This window comes from Streptomyces sp. NPDC048290, from assembly GCF_040652095.1.
Classification (GTDB): Bacteria; Actinomycetota; Actinomycetes; order Streptomycetales; family Streptomycetaceae; genus Streptomyces.
Genome location: NZ_JBEZLM010000007.1, coordinates 71,266 through 89,742 on the forward strand (window position 1 = coordinate 71,266; position 18,477 = coordinate 89,742).

Genomic DNA, 18,477 nt, shown 5'->3' on the forward strand with positions numbered 1-18,477 from the left:
ACGGTCGGGGGCCTCGCCCCGGAGCCCCGCCCGGCTCCCGCCACCCCCGTTGTCAGTGCCCGCCGATAGCCTCTCCGACATGCCCGCACACCTCACCGATCCCGAGCAGCTCAAGGAACTGCTCGGGATTCCGTTCACCCCGGAACAGACGGCCTGCATCGTCGCGCCGCCCGCTCCGCAGGTGATCGTGGCCGGGGCGGGCTCCGGCAAGACGACCGTGATGGCGGCGAGGGTGGTGTGGCTGGTCGGCACCGGCCAGGTCGCCCCCGAACAGGTGCTCGGCCTCACCTTCACCAACAAGGCGGCCGGTGAACTCGCCGAGCGCGTCCGCAAGGCGCTGGTCAAGGCGGGCGTGACCGATCCGGACGTCATCGACCCGGACAACCCGCCGGGCGAGCCGGTCATCTCCACGTACCACGCCTTCGCCGGACGGCTGCTCACCGATCACGGACTGCGTATCGGCCTGGAGCCCTCCGCGCGGCTCCTCGCCGACGCCACCCGCTTCCAGCTCGCCGCGCGGGTCCTGCGCGAGGCCCCCGGCCCCTATCCGGCGCTCACCCGCTCCTTCCCCGACCTGGTCAGCGACCTCCTCACGCTGGACTCCGAGCTGTCCGAGCACCTCGTCAAGCCGGAGCGCCTGCGCGCCTGGGACGCCGAACTGCTGCTCGCCGTCCAGGGCACCAGACTCACCAACGCCGATCTGCGCAAGATCCCCGACACCGCCGCCGCCCGCCGGGAACTCGCCGACCTGGTGCTGCGCTACCGCACCGCCAAACGCGAACGCGATCTGCTCGACTTCGGCGACCAGATCGCCCTGGCCGCCCGGCTCGGGCAGGTCCCCGAGGTCGGGCGGCTGCTGCGGGAGGAGTTCCGTGTGGTGCTCCTCGACGAGTACCAGGACACCTCGGTCGCCCAGCGCGTCCTGCTCGCCGGACTGTTCGGCGACGACACCGGCCACCCGGTCACCGCCGTGGGCGACCCCTGCCAGGCCATCTACGGCTGGCGCGGCGCCTCCGTAGCCAACCTGGACGACTTCCCCGAGCACTTCGCCCGCGCGGACGGCCGCCCCGCCACCCGGCAGGCGCTCAGCGAGAACCGCCGCAGCGGCGGCCGGCTCCTCGACCTCGCCAACGGCCTCGCCGCGCCGCTGCGCGCCCTGCACGCGGGCGTGGAGGCGCTGCGCCCGGCCCCCGGTGCCGAGCGCGACGGCCAGGTGCGGTGCGCCCTGCTGCCCACCCACGCGGAGGAGATCGACTGGCTCGCCGACTCGCTCGCCCACCTCGTGCGCACCGGCACCGCGCCCGGTGAGATCGCCGTGCTGTGCCGCACCGCCGGGGACTTCGCCGAGATCCAGGGCGCCCTGGTCGCCCGTGACGTCCCGGTCGAGGTCGTCGGCCTGTCCGGGCTGCTGCACCTGCCCGAGGTGGCCGACCTGGTGGCCGTCTGCGAGGTGCTCCAGGACCCCGGCGCCAACGCCTCCCTGGTCCGGCTTCTGACCGGCCCCCGCTGGCGCATCGGCGCCCGCGACCTCGCCCTGCTCGGCCGCCGCGCCCGGCTCCTGGTCGCCCACACGCGCGGGGGCGGCGACGACGATCCCGACCGCAGGCTCGCCGAGGCCGTCGAGGGCGTCGACCCGGCCGAGGTGATCTCCCTCGCCGACGCCCTGGACACCTTCCTGGAACACGCCGGGGCCGACGACGCACTGCCCTTCTCCCCCGAGGCGCGCGTCCGGTTCGCCCACCTCGCCACCGAGCTGCGCGACCTGCGCCGCTCGCTGGCCGACCCGCTCATGGACGTGCTGCACCGGGTCCTGGCCGTCACCGGCCTCGAGGTCGAACTCTCCGCGTCCCCGCACGCGCTGGCCGCCCGCCGCCGCGAGACCCTCTCGAACTTCCTGGACGTCGCCGCCTCCTTCGCCGCCGGTGACGGTACGGCCACCCTCCTCGCGTTCCTGGGCTTCCTGCGCACGGCCGCCCAGTACGAGAAGGGCCTCGACAACGCCCTCCCCGGCGGCGAGAACACGGTCAAGGTGCTCACCGCGCACAAGTCCAAGGGCCTGGAGTGGGACGTCGTGGCCGTCCCCGGCCTGGTCACCGGCACCTTCCCCAGCGCCCAGGGCCGGGAGAAGTGGACCGCACAGGCCAAGGTGCTGCCGCACGCGCTGCGCGGCGACGCCGACACCCTCCCCGACATCGGATCCTGGGACGCGCGCGGCATGAAGGCGTTCCACGAGGCGATGAAGGACCACCAGCACACCGAGGAACTCCGCCTCGGGTATGTCACCTTCACCCGCCCCCGCTCCCTCCTGCTCGGCTCCGGCCACTGGTGGGGCCCCACCCAGAAGCGCCGCAGGGGCCCCTCCGACTTCCTCACGGCCCTGTACGAGCACTGTGCCGCCGGACACGGCGAGATCGAGATCTGGTCCGACGAACCGGAGGACGACGCCGAGAACCCCGCCCTCCACCGGCAGACCGCCGACCAGGCGTGGCCCCTGCCCCTGGACGACACCGCCCTCACCCGCCGCCGCGCCGCCGCGCGGACCGTCCTCGCCCACCTGGACGCCCTCGCCGCGCACGACCTCACCGAGGCGGCGGCCACGCATGAGCCGGGCACCTATGGGCGGGTCAGCGATGAGCCGGGCACCTATCAGCGGGACACCCACGAGCCGGGCACCTACGACGACCCGGACTGGCCGACGGAGCCGCCGGAGGAGGAGCTGTACGGGGACGACTTCTCTGGCGACTTCTATGGCGAGGAGCCGTACGAGTTCTCCGGGGAAGCGCCATACGAGGCGGAGCCCGGTGACGTAGAGCGAGACGATGTAGAGCGCGACGACGCAGAGCCCCATGACGCAGCGCCCGACGACACAGAGCCCGACGGCGTAGCGCCCGCACATGAGCAGCCTCCCCATGAGAGGCCCACGCCCGCAGCCCCCTCCGTACCCCACCAGGCGTCCGCCTCCCACCGAGACCGCCCAGCCCCCCAAGGCCCCCCAGCCCCCCCAGCCCTGTCCGAACCCCTCACCCCCGAGGAGGCCAGGGCCGTCGCCTCCTGGGACCGTGACCTGGACGCCCTCACCGGAGAGCTGCTCCGCGCGCGGGAGGCCGTCACGGACGTGCCGCTGCCCACCTCGCTCACCGCCTCGCAGCTGATGCGGATGGCCGCCGACCCCGACGGCTTCGCGCGGGAGCTGGCCCGCCCCATGCCTGCCCCGCCCCAGCCCGCCGCCCGCCGCGGGACACGCTTCCACGCCTGGGTCGAGGCCCGCTTCGAGGAGCTGACCCTGCCCCTGCTGGGCCCGGACGAACTGCCCGGCAGCGATGCCGAGATCACGGACGAACGGGACCTGGAAGCCCTGAAGGCGGCGTTCGAGCGGACCGAGTACGCCAGACGTACGCCCTACCGCGTGGAGGCCCCCTTCCAGCTCGGCATCGCGGGCCGGGTGATCCGCGGCCGGATCGACGCCGTCTACCGGACCACGGACGGCGGGACGCAGACGTACGAGATCGTGGACTGGAAGACCGGGCGGGGGCGGGACGGCGATCCGCTCCAGCTCGCCGTGTACCGGCTGGCCTGGGCCGAGCAGCAGGGGGTGGAGCCGGAGACGGTGACGGCGGCGTTCGTGCACATCCGCACCGGCGAGGTGGTCCGCCCGGACGACCTGCCGGACCGGGCCGCCCTGGAGCGGCTGCTGCTGACCGACCCCGGGGACGAGCCGCCCGGTGACGAACAGCACGGACGGGTTGTCACTGTGGGCCGATAGGCTCGTGACCATGAGCCACACCCCGGACAGCGCCGTCCGTACGTACATCGCCGAGCACCGCGAGACCTTTCTCGACGGGCTGCGCGAGTGGCTGCGCATCCCGTCGGTGTCGGCCCAGCCCGACCACGCGGCGGACGTCCTGCGCAGCGCGGACTGGCTCGCCGCCAAGCTGACCGAGACCGGCTTCCCGGTTGCCGAGGTGTGGCCCACACCCGGCGCCCCCGCCGTCTACGCGGAGTGGCCCAGCGACGACCCGGAGGCCCCCACGGTCCTCGTCTACGGCCACCACGACGTACAGCCCGCCGCGCGGGAGGACGGCTGGGACAGCGACCCCTTCGAGCCGGTCGTCCGCGAGAACCGGCTCTACGCGCGCGGGGCGGCCGACGACAAGGGCCAGGTGCTCTTCCACACCCTCGGGGTCCGCGCCCACCTGGCGGCGACCGGGCGCATGGCACCGGCGGTCCATCTGAAGCTGCTGATCGAGGGCGAGGAGGAGTCCGGTTCGCCCCACTTCAGGGCGCTGGTCCAGGAGCGGGCCGGCCGTCTCGCGGCGGACGCGGTGATCGTCTCCGACACCGGCATGTGGGCGGCGGACACCCCGACCGTGTGCACCGGCATGCGGGGCCTGGCCGAGTGCGAGATCCGGTTCCAGGGCCCCGACCAGGACATCCACTCCGGTTCGTTCGGCGGCGCCGTACCGAACCCGGCGACCGCCGCCGCGCGGCTCGTCGCCGCCCTGCACGACGAGCACGCGCGCGTGGCGATCCCCGGCTTCTACGACGGCGTGGTGGAGCTGACCGACCGCGAACGGGACCTCTTCGCGGAGCTGCCCTTCGACGAGCGGAGCTGGCTGCGCACGGCCAGGTCGTACGCGGCCGTCGGCGAGGCCGGGCACACCACCCTGGAGCGGATCTGGGCCCGCCCGACCGCCGAGGTCAACGGCATCGGCGGCGGCTACCAGGGGCCCGGCAGCAAGACGATCATCCCGTCCGAGGCGCTGCTGAAGCTGTCGTTCCGGCTGGTCGCCGGGCAGGACCCGGAGCACATCGAGAAGGCGGTCCGCGACTGGGCCGCCGGACAGATCCCGCCCGGAATCCGGTACGAGATCGTGTTCAGCGGCGCCACCCGGCCCTGTCTGACCCCCCTGGACCACCCCGCCCTCCAGTCCGTGACACGGGCCATGAGCCGCGCGTTCGAGCAACCGGTGCGCTACACGCGCGAGGGCGGCTCCGGACCGGCCGCCGACCTCCAGGAGGTGCTGGGCGCCCCGGTGCTCTTCCTCGGCATCTCCATCCCCTCCGACGGCTGGCACGCGCCGAACGAGAAGGTGGAGCTGGATCTGCTGTTCAAGGGCGTCGAGACCGCGGCGTACCTGTGGGGCGATCTGGCGGAGCACTGGAGCCATGCGCCCTGACCGTCCCGCGCCGTCCGGAGGGACCGCCCGCGCGGGGCACACTGGAAACACCGCCCCGCGCGGCCGGGCCCCGACGGATGAGGTGACCGCCTGCCGTACGTCCCGTCGAACCGCCCGCCGAAACGAACCGTCGCCCTGGGGGAGTTGGAAGCACCCGTGACCACCTGGACCGACCACACCGCCGACCGACCCATCTCGCTGACCGCCCCCAGCGGCATCGACCGCGCCGCGCACCACCGGCTCGACGAGGCATGGCTGGCGGCGGCGTGGAGCCACCCCACGACCCGCTGTTTCGTGGTGTCCGGCGGCCAGGTCCTGATCGACGAGACGCCCGAGGGGCGCACCGAACTCGTCATGACCCCGTCCTTCGAGGCGCCCCTGACCGAGGCCCACCGCTACTTCCTGGGCATCGACGGGGACGGGGTGAGCTATTTCGCCCTCCAGAAGGACGCCCTGCCCGGCCGGATCGACCAGTCCGCCCGCCCGGCCGGGCTGCGCGAGGCGGGGCTCCTGCTCGCGCCGCGCGACGCCGGTCTCATGGTCCACGCGGTCGGCCTGGAGAACTGGCAGCGCACCCACCGCTTCTGCTCCCGCTGCGGTGAGCGCACGGTGATCGCCGCCGCCGGACACATCCGCCGCTGCCCCGCCTGTGGCGCCGAGCACTACCCGCGCACCGACCCGGCCGTGATCATGGCGGTCACCGACGAGGACGACCGCATCCTGCTCGGCCGCCAGGTGCACTGGCCCGAGGGCCGCTTCTCCACACTGGCCGGTTTTGTCGAGCCGGGCGAGTCGGTGGAGCAGTCGGTGCGCCGCGAGGTGTTCGAGGAGGCGGGGATCACCGTCAGCCAGGTCGAGTACATCGCCAGCCAGCCATGGCCGTTCCCGTCCAGCCTGATGCTGGGCTTCCTGGCCCGCGCCACCACCACCGAGATCACCGTCGACGGGGACGAGATCAGCGAGGCCCGCTGGTTCTCCCGGGACGAACTGCGCGCCGCCTTCGACTCCGGCGAGGTGCTGCCGCCCTACGGCATCTCCATCGCCGCCCGGCTGATCGAACTCTGGTACGGCAAGCCGATGCCGACCCGCAGCGCCGCCTGAGACACCTACGGCCCCCTCCGCCGCGTCGGGGAAGGGGGCCGTAGGCGTCCGCTGCCGGTACGCCGGTGCCAGCCGGAGTCAGGCCGTGAGAGCCTGCTTGACCTGGGCGAGGCTCGGGTTGGTCATGACCACCTCGGGACCGCCGGAGTTCGGGACGACACGCAGGGTCGGCACGGTCTGGTTCCCGTTGTTGGCCTTCTCCACGAAGGCGGCCGACTCCGGGTCCTGCTCGATGTTGATCTCGTCGTACGCGATGCCCTCGCGGTCCAGCTGGCTCTTCAGCCGACGGCAGTAGCCACACCACGTGGTGCTGTACATCGTCACAGTGCCCGACATGTCTCTGGCGCTCCTTATGCGGTTCCGGGGACAGGTGCTCGCGCTGGTGGAACGTATCGGACCCGGCCACCATTCCCGCCGGGGGTATCCGGGCCCGTCTCCGTCAGGTCGCCACCCCACCGGAAGCCGCGCCGCACCCTCTACGGCCCCGTCGAACGCCGCCGCCACCCCACTGGAAGCCGCGCCGGATCCCCTAGGGCCCCGTCGAACGCCGACGCCACCAGCACCAGCACTGCCCGCCGCCAGCACCGGCGACGGGCATTAATACGACTGCGCGGGTGTGCCTGTGGACAACCGGCTCACCCGTCTCCACCGACCTGGCAGCATTGCGGTGTGACAGCAGCAACGCACTCCCCCCTCTTCCCGCGGGTACCGGACACGGCCGACGCGGTGCTCGAAGGGCTCGACCCCGAGCAGCGCGAGGTGGCCACCACCCTGCGCGGCCCGGTGTGCGTCCTGGCCGGGGCCGGTACGGGCAAGACGCGGGCCATCACCCACCGCATCGCCTACGGGGTGCGCGCGGGCATCCTCCAGCCCTCCAGCGTGCTCGCCGTCACCTTCACCAACCGGGCGGCGGGGGAGATGCGCGGTCGGCTGCGCCAGCTCGGCGCCCAGGGCGTCCAGGCCCGTACGTTCCACTCGGCCGCCCTGCGCCAGCTCCAGTACTTCTGGCCGAAGGCGGTGGGCGGTGCCATGCCCCGGCTCGTCGACCGCAAGAGCCAGCTGGTCGCGGACGCCGCCGCGGCCTGCCGTCTGCGCCTCGACCGGGGGGAGCTGCGGGACGCCATGGGGGAGATCGAGTGGGCCAAGGTCACCCAGACCGTGCCCGCCGACTACGCGCTCGCAGCCGCGAAGGCCGGCCGTGACATCCCCCGCGATCCGGCCGAGATCGCCCAGCTGTACGCCGCCTTCGAGGACCTCAAGCGGGCCCGTGGAGTGATCGACTTCGAGGATGTGCTGCTGCTGACCGTCGGTGTCCTCCAGGACCGGCACGACATCGCTGACCAGGTACGTGCCCAGTACCACCACTTCGTGGTCGATGAGTACCAGGACGTCAGCCCGCTCCAGCAGCGGCTGCTGGAACTGTGGCTGGGGCAGCGGGACGACCTGTGTGTGGTGGGCGACGCCAGCCAGACCATCTACTCGTTCACCGGAGCAACGCCGGACCATCTGCTCGACTTCCGCACCCGCCACCCCGGCGCCACGGTCGTGAAGCTGGTCCGGGACTACCGCTCCACCCCCCAGGTCGTCCATCTCGCCAACGGGCTGCTCGCCCAGGCCCGCGGCCGGGCCGCCGACCACCGGCTGGAGCTGATCTCCCAGCGCCCCACCGGACCCGACCCGGTGCACACCGAGTACACCGACGAACCCGCCGAGGCCGAAGGCGCCGCCAGACGGATCCGGGCCCTGCTCGACTCGGGGGTCCCGGCGGGCGAGATCGCCATCCTGTTCCGTGCCAACGCCCAGTCCGAGACGTACGAGCAGGCCCTCGCCGACGCAGGCATCCCCTATCAGCTGCGCGGAGCGGAGCGGTTCTTCGACCGGCCGGAGGTGCGCAAAGCCAGCATCGCCCTGCGGGCCGCCGCCCGCTTCGGGGGCAACGACACCGCGCTGGACGAGGCCGTCGACCTGCCCTCCCAGGTGCGTGCCGTGCTCTCCGTCGAGGGCTGGACCATACAGCCACCGGCCGGTTCGGGGGCGGTGCGCGAACGCTGGGAGTCGCTGGCCGCGCTGGTGCATCTCGCGCAGGACTTCGCCGCCGCCAGACCCGGTGCCACCCTCGCCGATCTGGTGGCCGAACTGGACGAGCGGGAGAACGCCCAGCACGCCCCGACCGTGCAGGGCGTCACGCTGGCCTCCCTGCACTCGGCCAAGGGCCTGGAGTGGGACGCCGTGTTCCTGGTCGGGGTCGCCGAGGGCATGATGCCGATCACCTACGCCAGAACCGACGAGCAGATCGAGGAGGAGCGCCGCCTCCTCTATGTCGGGGTCACCCGCGCCCGTGAGCGGCTCCATGTCTCCTGGGCCCTCGCCCGCTCCCCGGGCCATCGCCCCAACCGCCGCGCCAGCCGCTTCCTGGACGGACTGCGCCCCGGCTCCGCGCCCGGTACGGCCCGGACCGCGGCGGGCGGCGGAGCGGGCGGGGTGGAACGCGGGGCGCCCGGTGCCGTGCCAGGAGAGCGGCGGCCCACCCGGCGCACCCCGGCCCGCTGCCGGGTCTGCGGGCGCACCCTCACGGAGGCCGCCGAGATGAAGCTGATGCGCTGCGAGGACTGTCCGTCCGACATGGACGAGGGACTGTACGAGCGGCTGCGCGTCTGGCGGGCGGGCGTGGCGCGGCGCAGCGGGCAGCCGGCGTTCTGCGTCCTCACCGACAAGACACTCGTGGCGATCGCCGAGACCGGACCGGAGGACGAGCCGGAGCTGGCCCGCATCCCGGGCGTCGGGATGCGCAAGTGCCGCCGCTACGGGGCCGATGTGCTGGCCATCTGCGCAGGCCGCGACCCTGAGCCGGCGGACGGCGAAGGCGATCCGAACTCGTCGAAAAAATAGTTTGCGAAAGCCCCGTCAATCCCCATAGGTTCTTACACACCGGAACAGCGGCCTTCTCGGAGGCCCTGATTCCGTGTTCTACTTACATATCCGAACGGGTTGGTTCATCCAACCCCCCGATACGCCGAGAGGAGGCGAGTCCAGTGATCAGCATCAACACCAGCTTCGACAGCACGGTCAAAATGACCGATCGCTCGACCGTCTCCCTGTGCATGCTCGGCGTCTCGAACCCGGGCACCGGTCTGTCCGGCATCTCTGCCGTGCGCCCGGCTGCCCCCGTGTCCCTGGCGGGTCTCCCTGTCAGTGAGCGGAATGAGCGACCGACCAAGGCACTGGAAGCGGCAGTAAAGGCTGAGGCAGATGCCTATGCCTTTACGGCGACCGGTGCCGGATTCCGGAAGCAGACGACGCAGCACCACCAGATGTGGGCCTTCCGTGGGCCAGAACCCTGGAGCGATCCAGCCTGATCGGCGATCAGGCCGGCACCTTCCAGGGCCGCGGAACCCCATCCGGGAACCGCGGCCCTTCTGTTTTCCCCAAACAGGGAGAACAGCACGAAGGACCTCGGGTCAGCCAGAACCCGGTACCCCAGCCGACCACCGGCCCCACAGGGCCGGACCGACCAGACGAGGAAGACGAACCGTGCAACTCGAAGCGCACGCCACGTCCGTACCGCCTTCCGAAACGATCCCGCCGCCCGGCCGCCTCACGGAGGACTCCACCTTGATCCCGCTCACCGCGCTCACCGCGCTCGACGACGCCATCGAGAACCTCGGCGTACCCGTCCCCTGCCGTTCCTACGACCCGGAGGTCTTCTTCGCGGAGTCCCCGGCGGACGTCGAGTACGCCAAGTCCCTCTGCCGAACCTGCCCGCTGATGGAGGCCTGCCTCGCCGGCGCCAAGGAGCGACGTGAGCCGTGGGGTGTCTGGGGCGGAGAGCTGTTCGTCCAGGGTGTCGTCGTCGCCCGGAAGCGGCCCCGTGGCCGCCCGCGCAAGAACCCGGTCACAGCATGAACGCCGCAGGAACGATCGATCGCCCCCTCACGCACGACCCCCAGAAACAGGCCCCGATGAAGCCGTCCGCACACGAGCCCACCGGCTCGGCGACCGAAGACGTCAGCACCACCGGCGCGCACGACTCGCGCCAGAACAGGACCCGAGAGATGCAACTCATCCCAGAAGCACTGGCGCGTGCGCATATGCACGACCGGCTGCGTGAAGCGGAGCAGGAGCGCCGGGCGATCCGCCTGGCCGCGGCCCGCCGGATGCAGCGCCGGGCCGAGCGCGCCTCGATGCGCGCCCGCCGCGCGCTGGCCATGGCCGTCATGCAGTAATCCGCCCACACCTGAAGCGGTGGCCCTCCGGAGTGACGGGGGGCGAGGACTTCACGCGGGGGCCGGTCCGTCCGAACGGACCGGCCCCCGCGGTGCGTTGTGTCCGGTATCGCCCTGATACGGAGTTATCGTCACCTGATGACGAGTGATGCCGGAGTCAGTGACGGCGACGGCCCGGCCGAGGCCGCCCGGACCCTGGTGTGCGCCCGCTGCGGGACGCCCGCCGAGGGGTCACGCCTCACCTGGACCTGTTCCGTCGAGAACAGTGTGCGTCAGTACTTCTGCGACACCTGCTCCCGGGCGCACCTCAGAGCGATCGAGGGGCGGCTCGACTCGTCGTGGTGGTAGGGGAGGCAGGGGCAGAGACACAGGGAGAGGCAGAGACAGAGGTAGAGGGAGAGAGGGGATAGGTAAAGGTACGGGGTGGGTGGAGGCTGAGGCAGGGGTGGATCATGCGCCCGCGGCTTCCTTCGGCTCCTCCTTCATGGCTCCGCCGTCTTCCAGGCCCTCCGGCTCCAGGTCTTCCGGCTCGAGGTCCGCCGGGTCCAGGTCCTCCGGTTCGAGGTTCTCCGGGTCCACATCGCCCGGGTCCATGTCCTCCCGTTCCCTGTCCTCCGGTTGCCTGTCCTCCGGTTCCTCGTCCAGGACGAATCCCGGCAGCCATTCCGCCAGTTCGTCGCGGAGCCGGACCGTCGCGCCGAGCTGGCACAGGACACCGATCGTGCTGAGCGTCACCCGGTGTATCAGGAGATAGGCCGGGGGCAGATTGAGCTGCTTGCCGAGCTGGTAGGCGGGGGAGCGGACGTCGGCGATCCGGGCGGCCTGGCTGCGCATCCAGCCACGGGTGAACGTGAACGCCTCCGCGCGGGCCGGTTCGATGATCGGCAGCAGATAGTCCAGGACCGCCTCGGGGTCCAGCTCTATCGAGTCCTTGACGAACCCCTCCGCCCGCAGCATCTCGTAGACCGCCTCCGCCTCGCCGTCCAGCGTGAGGCGCAGGCTGTCGCCGATCGGCTCGGGCAGTCCGCCGGGGAGCCGGTCGACCGTGCCGAAGTCGAGGACGCCGAGGCGCCAGTCGTCCTCGCCGTCCGGTCCGCCGGGCAGCAGCCGGAAGTTGCCGGGGTGCGGGTCCGCGTGCAGCAGGCCCGTGCGCGCCGGGCCGGAGAACAGGAAGCGGGCCAGGATCTGGCCCGCGCGGTCGCGCTGCTCCTCGGTGCCGTCCGCGATGATCTCCGACAGGGGGATGCCGTCGATCCACTCGGTGATCAGCACCTGGTCGCACTGGTGGACCACCGTCGGGACCACCACGTCCGGGTCGTCCAGGAACTCAGTTGCGTGCACCCGCTGGGCCTCGGCCTCCAGTCCGTAGTCCAGCTCCTCGGAGACCCGGTCGCGCAACTCCGCGATCAGCGGCTTGATGTCCATCCCGGGGATCAGCGGGCCCAGGAGCCGGGAGAAGCGGCTCAGTTGGTTCAGGTCGGACACCAGGGCCTCGCCCGCGCCCGGGTACTGGACCTTGATCGCCACCACCCGGCCGTCCCGCCACACCCCCCGGTGCACCTGACCGATGGAGGCCGCCGCCGAGGGCTTGTCCTCGAACTCCAGGAACAGCTCGCGCCAGTCCTCGCCTAGCCGCTCGGCCAGCACGGAGTGCATCGTGCGGGTCGGCATCGGGGGAGCGGCCTCCTGGAGCTTGGTCAGCGCCGCCCGGTACGGTCCCGCGATCTCCTCGGGCAGGGCGGACTCGAAGACGGACAGCGCCTGGCCGAACTTCATCGCCCCGCCCTTCAGCTCGCCGAGCACCTTGAAGAGCTGCTCCGCGGTGCGCTGCTGAAGCTCGCGGCCGACCAGCTCCGCCGATTCGCCCACGATCCGCTTGCCCAGGCCCCAGGTGGCCCGTCCGGCGAAACCGAGCGGGAGCGCGGCGAGCTTGGCGGTCCGGGTGACCGCCTTCCGGGGAAGATCAGACATGCGCCCTCCAAGTGCCGGACGGCCGCGCCGCGCCGGGGGTACGGCATGACGTCTTCGACGACCGTCGCACCGCCATTGTCTCGTGCGGGGGCCCCTCCTTTGAGGTGTGTTCTCCCTTACCTTTCTGTGCGCGGTTTTCCGCGCCGATCTCCGCGCCGTTCTCCGAGTCCTGCTCCGTGCTCTGCTCCATGTCCTGCCGCGCGGTGTTCTCCGCGGCACCGCACGGACAGGCCGGGTGCGGCAGGACCGGGCGCGCGTGCCAGTGCAGGGCGGGCAGCGACAGCTCCCAGCGGGCGCCCGCCGTGGCGGGTACCCCGCCGTCCAGGAAGGCCAGCGCATGGGCCGAGGCCAGGGCCGCGACCGTGCCGGCCAGCGTCAGATCGCAGGCGGGCACCTCGCGGCGCCGGCCGCCCGAGCGCCACTGGGTGACCAGCCGGGGCCAGTCCGGGTCGCGATCCGCGCGGGTCTCCTGGAGACAGCCCGCGCAGCCCGTCTCACCAGGCAGGACCAGCGGGCCGACCACCCCCGTCGCCTCGACCACACCCGCGTACAGATGCGGTGTGCCGGAGGAGAGGAAGGGGCGGGCGGTCTCCGGAGCGGGAGCGTGGATCGCCACGTCGTCGCGCGGGGCCAGGATCACCAGCGACAGCCCCGGATCGCCGCTCTCCTCGGCCGGACCGGGCGTGTGGCGCGGCGACCGGTCCGGGGCCGCCCGGCGCACCGCGCGACGGGCCGACTCCGCACGGTGCTCACCCACCGACTCGGGCGGCAGACCGCCCGGCGCCACGTCCCACGGCTCCACCGTGCCGATGTCCCGCACATCGACCTCGCCGACCCCCGCGGCCGACAGCAGCGCGGCCAGCGTCACCCCCACCCGGCCCGCGCCCAGCACCCTGACCCGCGCCGCCCGCCGGGCCGCCAGCCGGGCCAGGGCCTCACCCGGCTCCGAGGTGGTCACGGACAGGGACGCCTGGTCCGGGCGCAGCCGGTCGAGGACGTCCTTCCGGGCCCGCAGGGCATCGGCGGCCGGTCCGCCGCCCCGGGCGTCGTCCAGCAGGCCCGCGCTGGTCAGCCGGTCGACGAGCGTGTCGACATGGCCGTCCGGCAGATCCATCTTGCGGGCCTCCTCGCGCAGCAGCGGCAGCCCCCGCGTGCCGTTGAGCAGCTCCAGGAAGTGGCCCGTCGCCTGGTCCATCGGGCCCAGCGTCATCGCGTGCGCCGGTGCCATGCCGAACTGCACGGTGTTCAGGTCGCGCCATCCGCGCCGCAGCGCGGGTTTCACCCTCGGATGCATGTCAGGCCCCCGTAGCCTCGGACGTTCGCCGGTGGAATCGCCGGGGGAGCACCGCGGCCCCGCTCCGCCGATGTGATCCAGGATGCACGGACCCGGCCGTCGAGGCGGAAAGTTGTCCACAGGCGTCAGGTATTCGTCGTACAAATCAGACGCTTGGTGGGGGATCGGCAACGGAACGGTTCCGGAGTCAAGACTTCACTCATGTGCAGCGGGTAACGTCGGGGCGTGTCCGCCGACCCACTGCACCGCGCCGGAACAGCACAGCGCAGCACGACGAGCCAGCCGCCCGGCGGCTCGGGGGCGAGCGCGATCGAGGTACGCAGAAGCGCCCGTCGCCGACGGACCGTCTCGGCGTACCGCGAGGGCGATCGCACCGTCGTGCTCATCCCTGCCCGGATGTCCGAGGCGGAGGAGCAACGCTGGGTGAGCGTCATGCTGGACAAGCTGGCCGCCCAGGAGAGCAAGCGGGTACTGGGCGACGGTGAGCTGGCCGAGCGCGCCGAGCGGCTGTCGGCGCAGTACTTCGACGGCCGGGCCCGCCCCGTCTCCGTGCGCTGGGTCACCAACCAGAACACCCGCTGGGGCTCCTGCACCCCGTCCGACGGCAGCATCCGGCTCTCCCACCGGCTCCAGGGAATGCCCGAGTACGTCGTCGACTACGTCCTCCTCCATGAGCTGGCGCATCTGCTGGTGCCCGGACACGGCCCGCGCTTCTGGCGGCTGCTGGAGGCGTACCCGCGTACGGAGCGGGCGCGCGGCTATCTGGAGGGCGTGGTCGCCGCCGACCGGCTGCCGCACCTGCCCGGAGCCCGCGAGGGACGCGGCGGGCCGGACACCGACGGCGATCTCCACGACGACCTCGACAGCGACACCGATCCCGGTACCGGTGCCGGTCCCGGCAGGGATACCGATACCTACGCGGATACCGATACGGACACCGACGTGGAGCAGGGCGACGGGGGCGGGGCCGCGTTCCGCGTGTGACGCCCTCACGCGCGGGGACCGTCCCGCTCCTGGAGGCTCGTACGGGCCCGACCCCGTGACGCCCTCACGCGCGGGGAGCCGTCCGGTCGGCGTGTGAGCGGCCCCCGCGCGGGGGCACCGCGGACACCACCCCGACAAGGCGCCGCCTCCCGCGCGGGGAGCCGCCCCCCCCGTGCGCGCGCCACGCCCGCCCGGCGTGTCCCATGTCCGGTGATCACCCCATGGCCGGGAGTCTTCGTTCTGTACCGGGTCTGTACCGACTTCGTCCGTTGTCCGGGATTGCCGTTAGCCTGACGCGACGCATTCACCATCGGGATGGGGGACGGTCGTAGCGCATGGCCAGGGAATTCCAACGCGGCCACAAGGCCAGGATCAGCGATCTCACCGCGGGGACCGATCTGTATGTAGGTGTGCAGATCTCGGGGCCCGGACTGACCTTCGACATCAGTTGCTTCGGACTCGACTCCGACGAACGGCTCTCCGACGACCGGTACTTCATCTTCTTCAACCAGCCGAAGTCACCGGAGGAGTCGCTCCAACTGCTGGGTGCCCAGGCGGGTGACACCGAGTCGTTCAGGGTCACCCTGGACCAGGTTCCGCCGGAGATCCAGAAGCTGTCGTTCACGGCGACCCTCGACGGCGACGGACAGATGTCCCAGGTCGGCCCCGGGTACCTGCGGATCGTCGCGGGCGGCGAGGAGGTGGCCCGCTACGCCTTCGACGGCTCGGAGTTCACCACCGAGCGCGCGGTGATGCTGGGCGACTTCTACCTCAAGGACGTCTGGCGGTTCGCGGCGGTCGGACAGGGCTTCGACGGTGGTCTGGACGCGCTGCTGAAGAACTTCGGCGGCGAGGTCATGGAGGAGGAGACCCCCGCAGCGCCGGAGCCCGAGCCGCAGTCCGCGCCGCCCGGCGCCGCGCCCGGCTTCGCGCCGCCCGCGCAGGCCGCCGCGCCGCCCGCCTTCGCCGCCCCGCCCGCCCCCGCGGCGCCCGCGGCCCCTGTGCCGCCCCAGGCGCCTGCCCCGCCCGCGCCTGCCCCGGCGCCCGCACCCGTCCCCGCGCAGGGCTTCGCCCCGCCGCCCGGAGCGACCCCGCCGCCGTCCCCGGCGCCCGCGCCCAACGTGCACTCCGCGCAGACCGTCGTCGCGCCGCTGCACACCCCGCCCGGCGGCACGGTGCCGCCTCCGGGCGCGCCGCCCGCCGCGCCAGTCGCGCCCCAGGGCGGCCCGTTCACGCCGCCCGGCGGCGGAGCCCCGGCCGGCGGCCCGTTCACACCTCCTGGCGGAGCCCCGGCCGGCGGCCCGTTCACACCTCCTGGCGGAGCCCCGGCCGGCGGCCCGTTCACACCTCCTGGCGGAGCCCCGGCCGGCGGCCCGTTCACACCTCCTGGCGGAGCCCCGGCCGGCGGTCCCTTCACACCCCCCGGCGCACCCGTCGGCGGCCCGTTCACGCCCCCGCCCGGCGGCCCCGCCTTCCCCGGCCAGGCCCAGCCCTTCGGCGGTGCCGCACAGCTCGCTCCCGTGCCGCCGGAGGCCGGGCTGCGCAATGTCCTCGCCCGGTACGCGGAGGCGCCCGTCGGCGACCGCTGGACCGAGCAGAACCCCGAGCTGGTGCGCGCGACCCTCACCAAGGGCGCCAACATCCTCGCCAAACAGGGCTCCATGGTGGCCTACCAGGGCGACATCGACTTCGCCCACAAGGGCTCCGGGCTGCTCGGCAAGCTCACCGGGCAGCTCACCGGCCAGGGCATGGCCCTGATGCGCTGCTCCGGCGACGGCGAGGTGTTCCTCGCCGACGAGGCCAGCCGGCTCTTCGTGATCCGCCTCCAGGGCGAGCAGCTCTACACCAGCGCCCGGGGCGTCCTCGCCTTCGACGAGGCCCTGGACACCGAGATCCGCCGGATCGAGGGCGCCGGACTGCCCGGCGGCGGACTGTTCAGCATGCTCTTCTCCGGGACCGGCGCGGTCGTCGTGAAGACCCGCGGGGTGCCTGTGGTGCTGCCCGTCGGACCGGCCACGTATGTGGACGGAAACGCCGTCATCGCCTGGTCCGCGGGCGCGCAGGCGGTCACCACCACCTCGCTCAGGCTGCGCCGCTCCGGATACGCCCGGCAGAACTCGGAGGCCGTGAACCTCCAGTTCCGCGGCGCGCCCGGCAACTTCGTCGTCGTCCAGCCCTTCGAGGTGTGAGGCACTCCATGGACCTCCAGCAACTCCACGCGCAGCGCTCCGCCTCCACCGGCGTCCGGATGGCCGTGCACAACTCCAAGACGCTCAAGGTCACCATGGTCAGCGGCCAGGACCTGTACGCCAAGGCCGGATCGATGATCGCGTACGACGGCTATGTGCAGTTCGACGCGGCACCCGGCACGTTGCGCCGCAGCGCCGAGGAGATGGTCACCGGCGAGGGCGGCAGACTCATGCTCTGCCGCGGCGACGGCGAGCTGTACCTCGCGGACTACGGCGGTGAGATCCTCGTCGTCCATCTGAACAACGAGGCGCTGTCCGTCAACGGCCCCACCCTGCTGGCCTGCGACGCCTCCCTGGGGCTGACCATCGAGCCGGTCAAGGGCCTCGCCAAGCTCTCCGGTTCGGGGCTCACCAACCTGGTCGTCCGGGGCACCGGCTGGGTCGCCCTGGTCACCCGGGGCATCCCGATCTCCCTGGACTGCGCCGAACGCGAGACCTATGTCGACCCGGACGCGCTGATCGCCTGGACGGAGGGGCTCGACATGAAGGCCCGCCGGAGCGTGAAGGCGAGCGCGCTCATCGGGCGCGGCAGCGGTGAGGCGTTCCAGATCGGGTTCAAAGGACAGGGCTTCGTGGTCGTCCAGCCCAGCGAGGACACCGGCGACCGTTTCAAGATCCGTGGCTGACCGGGGCTGAGAGGAGCACCAGCACAATGCACAGCACACTCTTCGCGCACATCCCGGTGGAGCACACCGCGCGCTACACCCTCCAGAATCCGCAACTCCTCAAGACCGATGTCACCCTGGGCCGCGGCGCCGTACTGGCCCGGCAGGGCGCCATGGTCGCCTTCGAGGGACAGGTCGAGTTCGACAGCCAGTACCGCAACCGGGGCTGGCGCAATGTCGAGCGGATGACCGGCGAGCAACTGGAGCTGATGCGCTGCAAGGGCAACGGGATCGTCTATCTCGCCAACTTCGCGCAGTACCTGCACATCATGGACGTCGGCTCCGGGATCACCGTCGACAGTTCCGCCGTGCTCGCCTTCGACGACGCGCTCAACGTCGGCATCGTCGCCATCGACAGCGCCGTGGAGGTCGCCTCCGCGGGCGCCTACAACCTGGAGCTGTCCGGCGGCGGACAGGTCGTCCTGATGACCTCCGGCGAGCCCCTGGTCCTGGAGGTGACGCCCGAGAAGAACATCTGCTGCGACTCGGACGCGGTCATCGCCTGGTCCACCTCGCTGCGCACCCAGCTCCAGGCGCCGACCTCGACATCGGCCGTATGGCGCCGCCGCGGCTCCACCGGCGAGGGCTGGGAGATGCACTTCTCCGGGACCGGACACGTCCTGGTGCAGCCCAGCGAGCTGCTTCCGCCGCAGCATGTGCGCGCCTCCGGCGTGCTCGGCCAGTTCGGCATGGGTTCTGGCGGCCTGAGCGGAAACTCGCTCGGCGGCAGCCGCAACTGAGGCACCGCTCCGACGGCTCTGCCCCGACCGGGCTCCCCGCGGAGCCCGGTCGGAGCTGCCGCAGACATCTCCT

At 72.3% G+C, this 18,477-nt stretch carries 14 protein-coding genes and 1 pseudogene; 12 read left to right on the top strand and 3 right to left on the bottom strand.

Features of this window, described 5'->3' with window-relative positions; all coding sequences use genetic code 11:
- The first annotated feature begins 79 nt into the window (after nt 1–79).
- From AB0D49_RS13915 to nudC, 3 genes are all read left to right on the top strand, one after another.
- Complete coding sequence (locus tag AB0D49_RS13915; protein ID WP_362756000.1) at nt 80–3,763, top strand: ATP-dependent DNA helicase; 3,684 nt, start codon at nt 80–82, stop codon at nt 3,761–3,763.
- 10 nt (nt 3,764–3,773) lie between these two features.
- Nucleotides 3,774–5,177 carry a dipeptidase gene (locus AB0D49_RS13920; RefSeq protein WP_362756003.1) on the top strand — a complete coding sequence of 468 codons (1,404 nt, stop codon included), beginning with the start codon at nt 3,774–3,776 and terminating at the stop codon, nt 5,175–5,177.
- 156 nt (nt 5,178–5,333) lie between these two features.
- The gene (gene nudC / locus AB0D49_RS13925; protein WP_362756006.1) at nt 5,334–6,278 is read left to right on the top strand and encodes an NAD(+) diphosphatase; all 945 of its coding nucleotides are present in this window, start codon (nt 5,334–5,336) and stop codon (nt 6,276–6,278) included.
- Between the two features lie 78 nt (nt 6,279–6,356).
- On the opposite strand, the gene AB0D49_RS13930 is transcribed toward nudC, so the two are convergent.
- Nucleotides 6,357–6,614, bottom strand: a complete 258-nt coding sequence (locus AB0D49_RS13930) for a mycoredoxin (protein WP_362756009.1) — start codon at nt 6,612–6,614, stop codon at nt 6,357–6,359.
- 333 nt (nt 6,615–6,947) lie between these two features.
- On the opposite strand from AB0D49_RS13930, the gene AB0D49_RS13935 reads away from it, so the two are divergent.
- From AB0D49_RS13935 to AB0D49_RS13955, 5 genes are all read left to right on the top strand, one after another.
- Nucleotides 6,948–9,167 carry an ATP-dependent DNA helicase UvrD2 gene (locus tag AB0D49_RS13935; RefSeq protein ID WP_362756013.1) on the top strand — a complete coding sequence of 740 codons (2,220 nt, stop codon included), beginning with the start codon at nt 6,948–6,950 and terminating at the stop codon, nt 9,165–9,167.
- 143 nt (nt 9,168–9,310) lie between these two features.
- Entirely contained in the window at nt 9,311–9,634 is a 324-nt protein-coding gene (locus AB0D49_RS13940; RefSeq protein WP_362756016.1) for a hypothetical protein, read from the top strand.
- A 175-nt stretch (nt 9,635–9,809) separates the two neighbouring features.
- Nucleotides 9,810–10,181 carry a WhiB family transcriptional regulator gene (locus AB0D49_RS13945; protein WP_362756019.1) on the top strand — a complete coding sequence of 124 codons (372 nt, stop codon included), beginning with the start codon at nt 9,810–9,812 and terminating at the stop codon, nt 10,179–10,181.
- Complete coding sequence (locus AB0D49_RS13950; protein WP_362756022.1) at nt 10,178–10,501, top strand: hypothetical protein; 324 nt, start codon at nt 10,178–10,180, stop codon at nt 10,499–10,501. Before AB0D49_RS13945 ends, AB0D49_RS13950 begins: the two co-directional genes overlap by 4 nt.
- A gap of 138 nt (nt 10,502–10,639) precedes the next feature.
- A complete protein-coding gene (locus AB0D49_RS13955; protein ID WP_362756025.1) occupies nt 10,640–10,849 on the top strand; it encodes a hypothetical protein in 210 nt (69 codons plus the stop codon).
- A gap of 102 nt (nt 10,850–10,951) precedes the next feature.
- Here AB0D49_RS13955 and AB0D49_RS13960 read toward each other — a convergent pair whose 3' ends face one another.
- On the bottom strand, nt 10,952–12,472 hold the full coding sequence (locus tag AB0D49_RS13960) for an AarF/ABC1/UbiB kinase family protein (protein ID WP_362756028.1): 1,521 nt from the start codon (nt 12,470–12,472) through the stop codon (nt 10,952–10,954).
- Nucleotides 12,465–13,766 carry a TOMM precursor leader peptide-binding protein gene (locus AB0D49_RS13965; protein ID WP_362756031.1) on the bottom strand — a complete coding sequence of 434 codons (1,302 nt, stop codon included), beginning with the start codon at nt 13,764–13,766 and terminating at the stop codon, nt 12,465–12,467. Before AB0D49_RS13965 ends, AB0D49_RS13960 begins: the two co-directional genes overlap by 8 nt.
- A gap of 225 nt (nt 13,767–13,991) precedes the next feature.
- Between AB0D49_RS13965 and AB0D49_RS13970 the strand changes: the two are divergent.
- From AB0D49_RS13970 to AB0D49_RS13985, 4 genes and pseudogenes are all read left to right on the top strand, one after another.
- Nucleotides 13,992–14,582, top strand: a pseudogene (locus AB0D49_RS13970) (M48 family metallopeptidase); the annotation flags it as partial.
- Nucleotides 14,583–15,085: 503 nt separating this feature from the next.
- Nucleotides 15,086–16,939, top strand: coding sequence for a TerD family protein (locus AB0D49_RS13975; RefSeq protein ID WP_362756034.1), 1,854 nt, complete (start codon nt 15,086–15,088; stop codon nt 16,937–16,939).
- 8 nt (nt 16,940–16,947) lie between these two features.
- Nucleotides 16,948–17,625 carry an AIM24 family protein gene (locus AB0D49_RS13980; protein WP_362756037.1) on the top strand — a complete coding sequence of 226 codons (678 nt, stop codon included), beginning with the start codon at nt 16,948–16,950 and terminating at the stop codon, nt 17,623–17,625.
- A gap of 26 nt (nt 17,626–17,651) precedes the next feature.
- Nucleotides 17,652–18,404 carry an AIM24 family protein gene (locus AB0D49_RS13985; RefSeq protein ID WP_362756040.1) on the top strand — a complete coding sequence of 251 codons (753 nt, stop codon included), beginning with the start codon at nt 17,652–17,654 and terminating at the stop codon, nt 18,402–18,404.
- Nucleotides 18,405–18,477 lie beyond the last annotated feature (73 nt).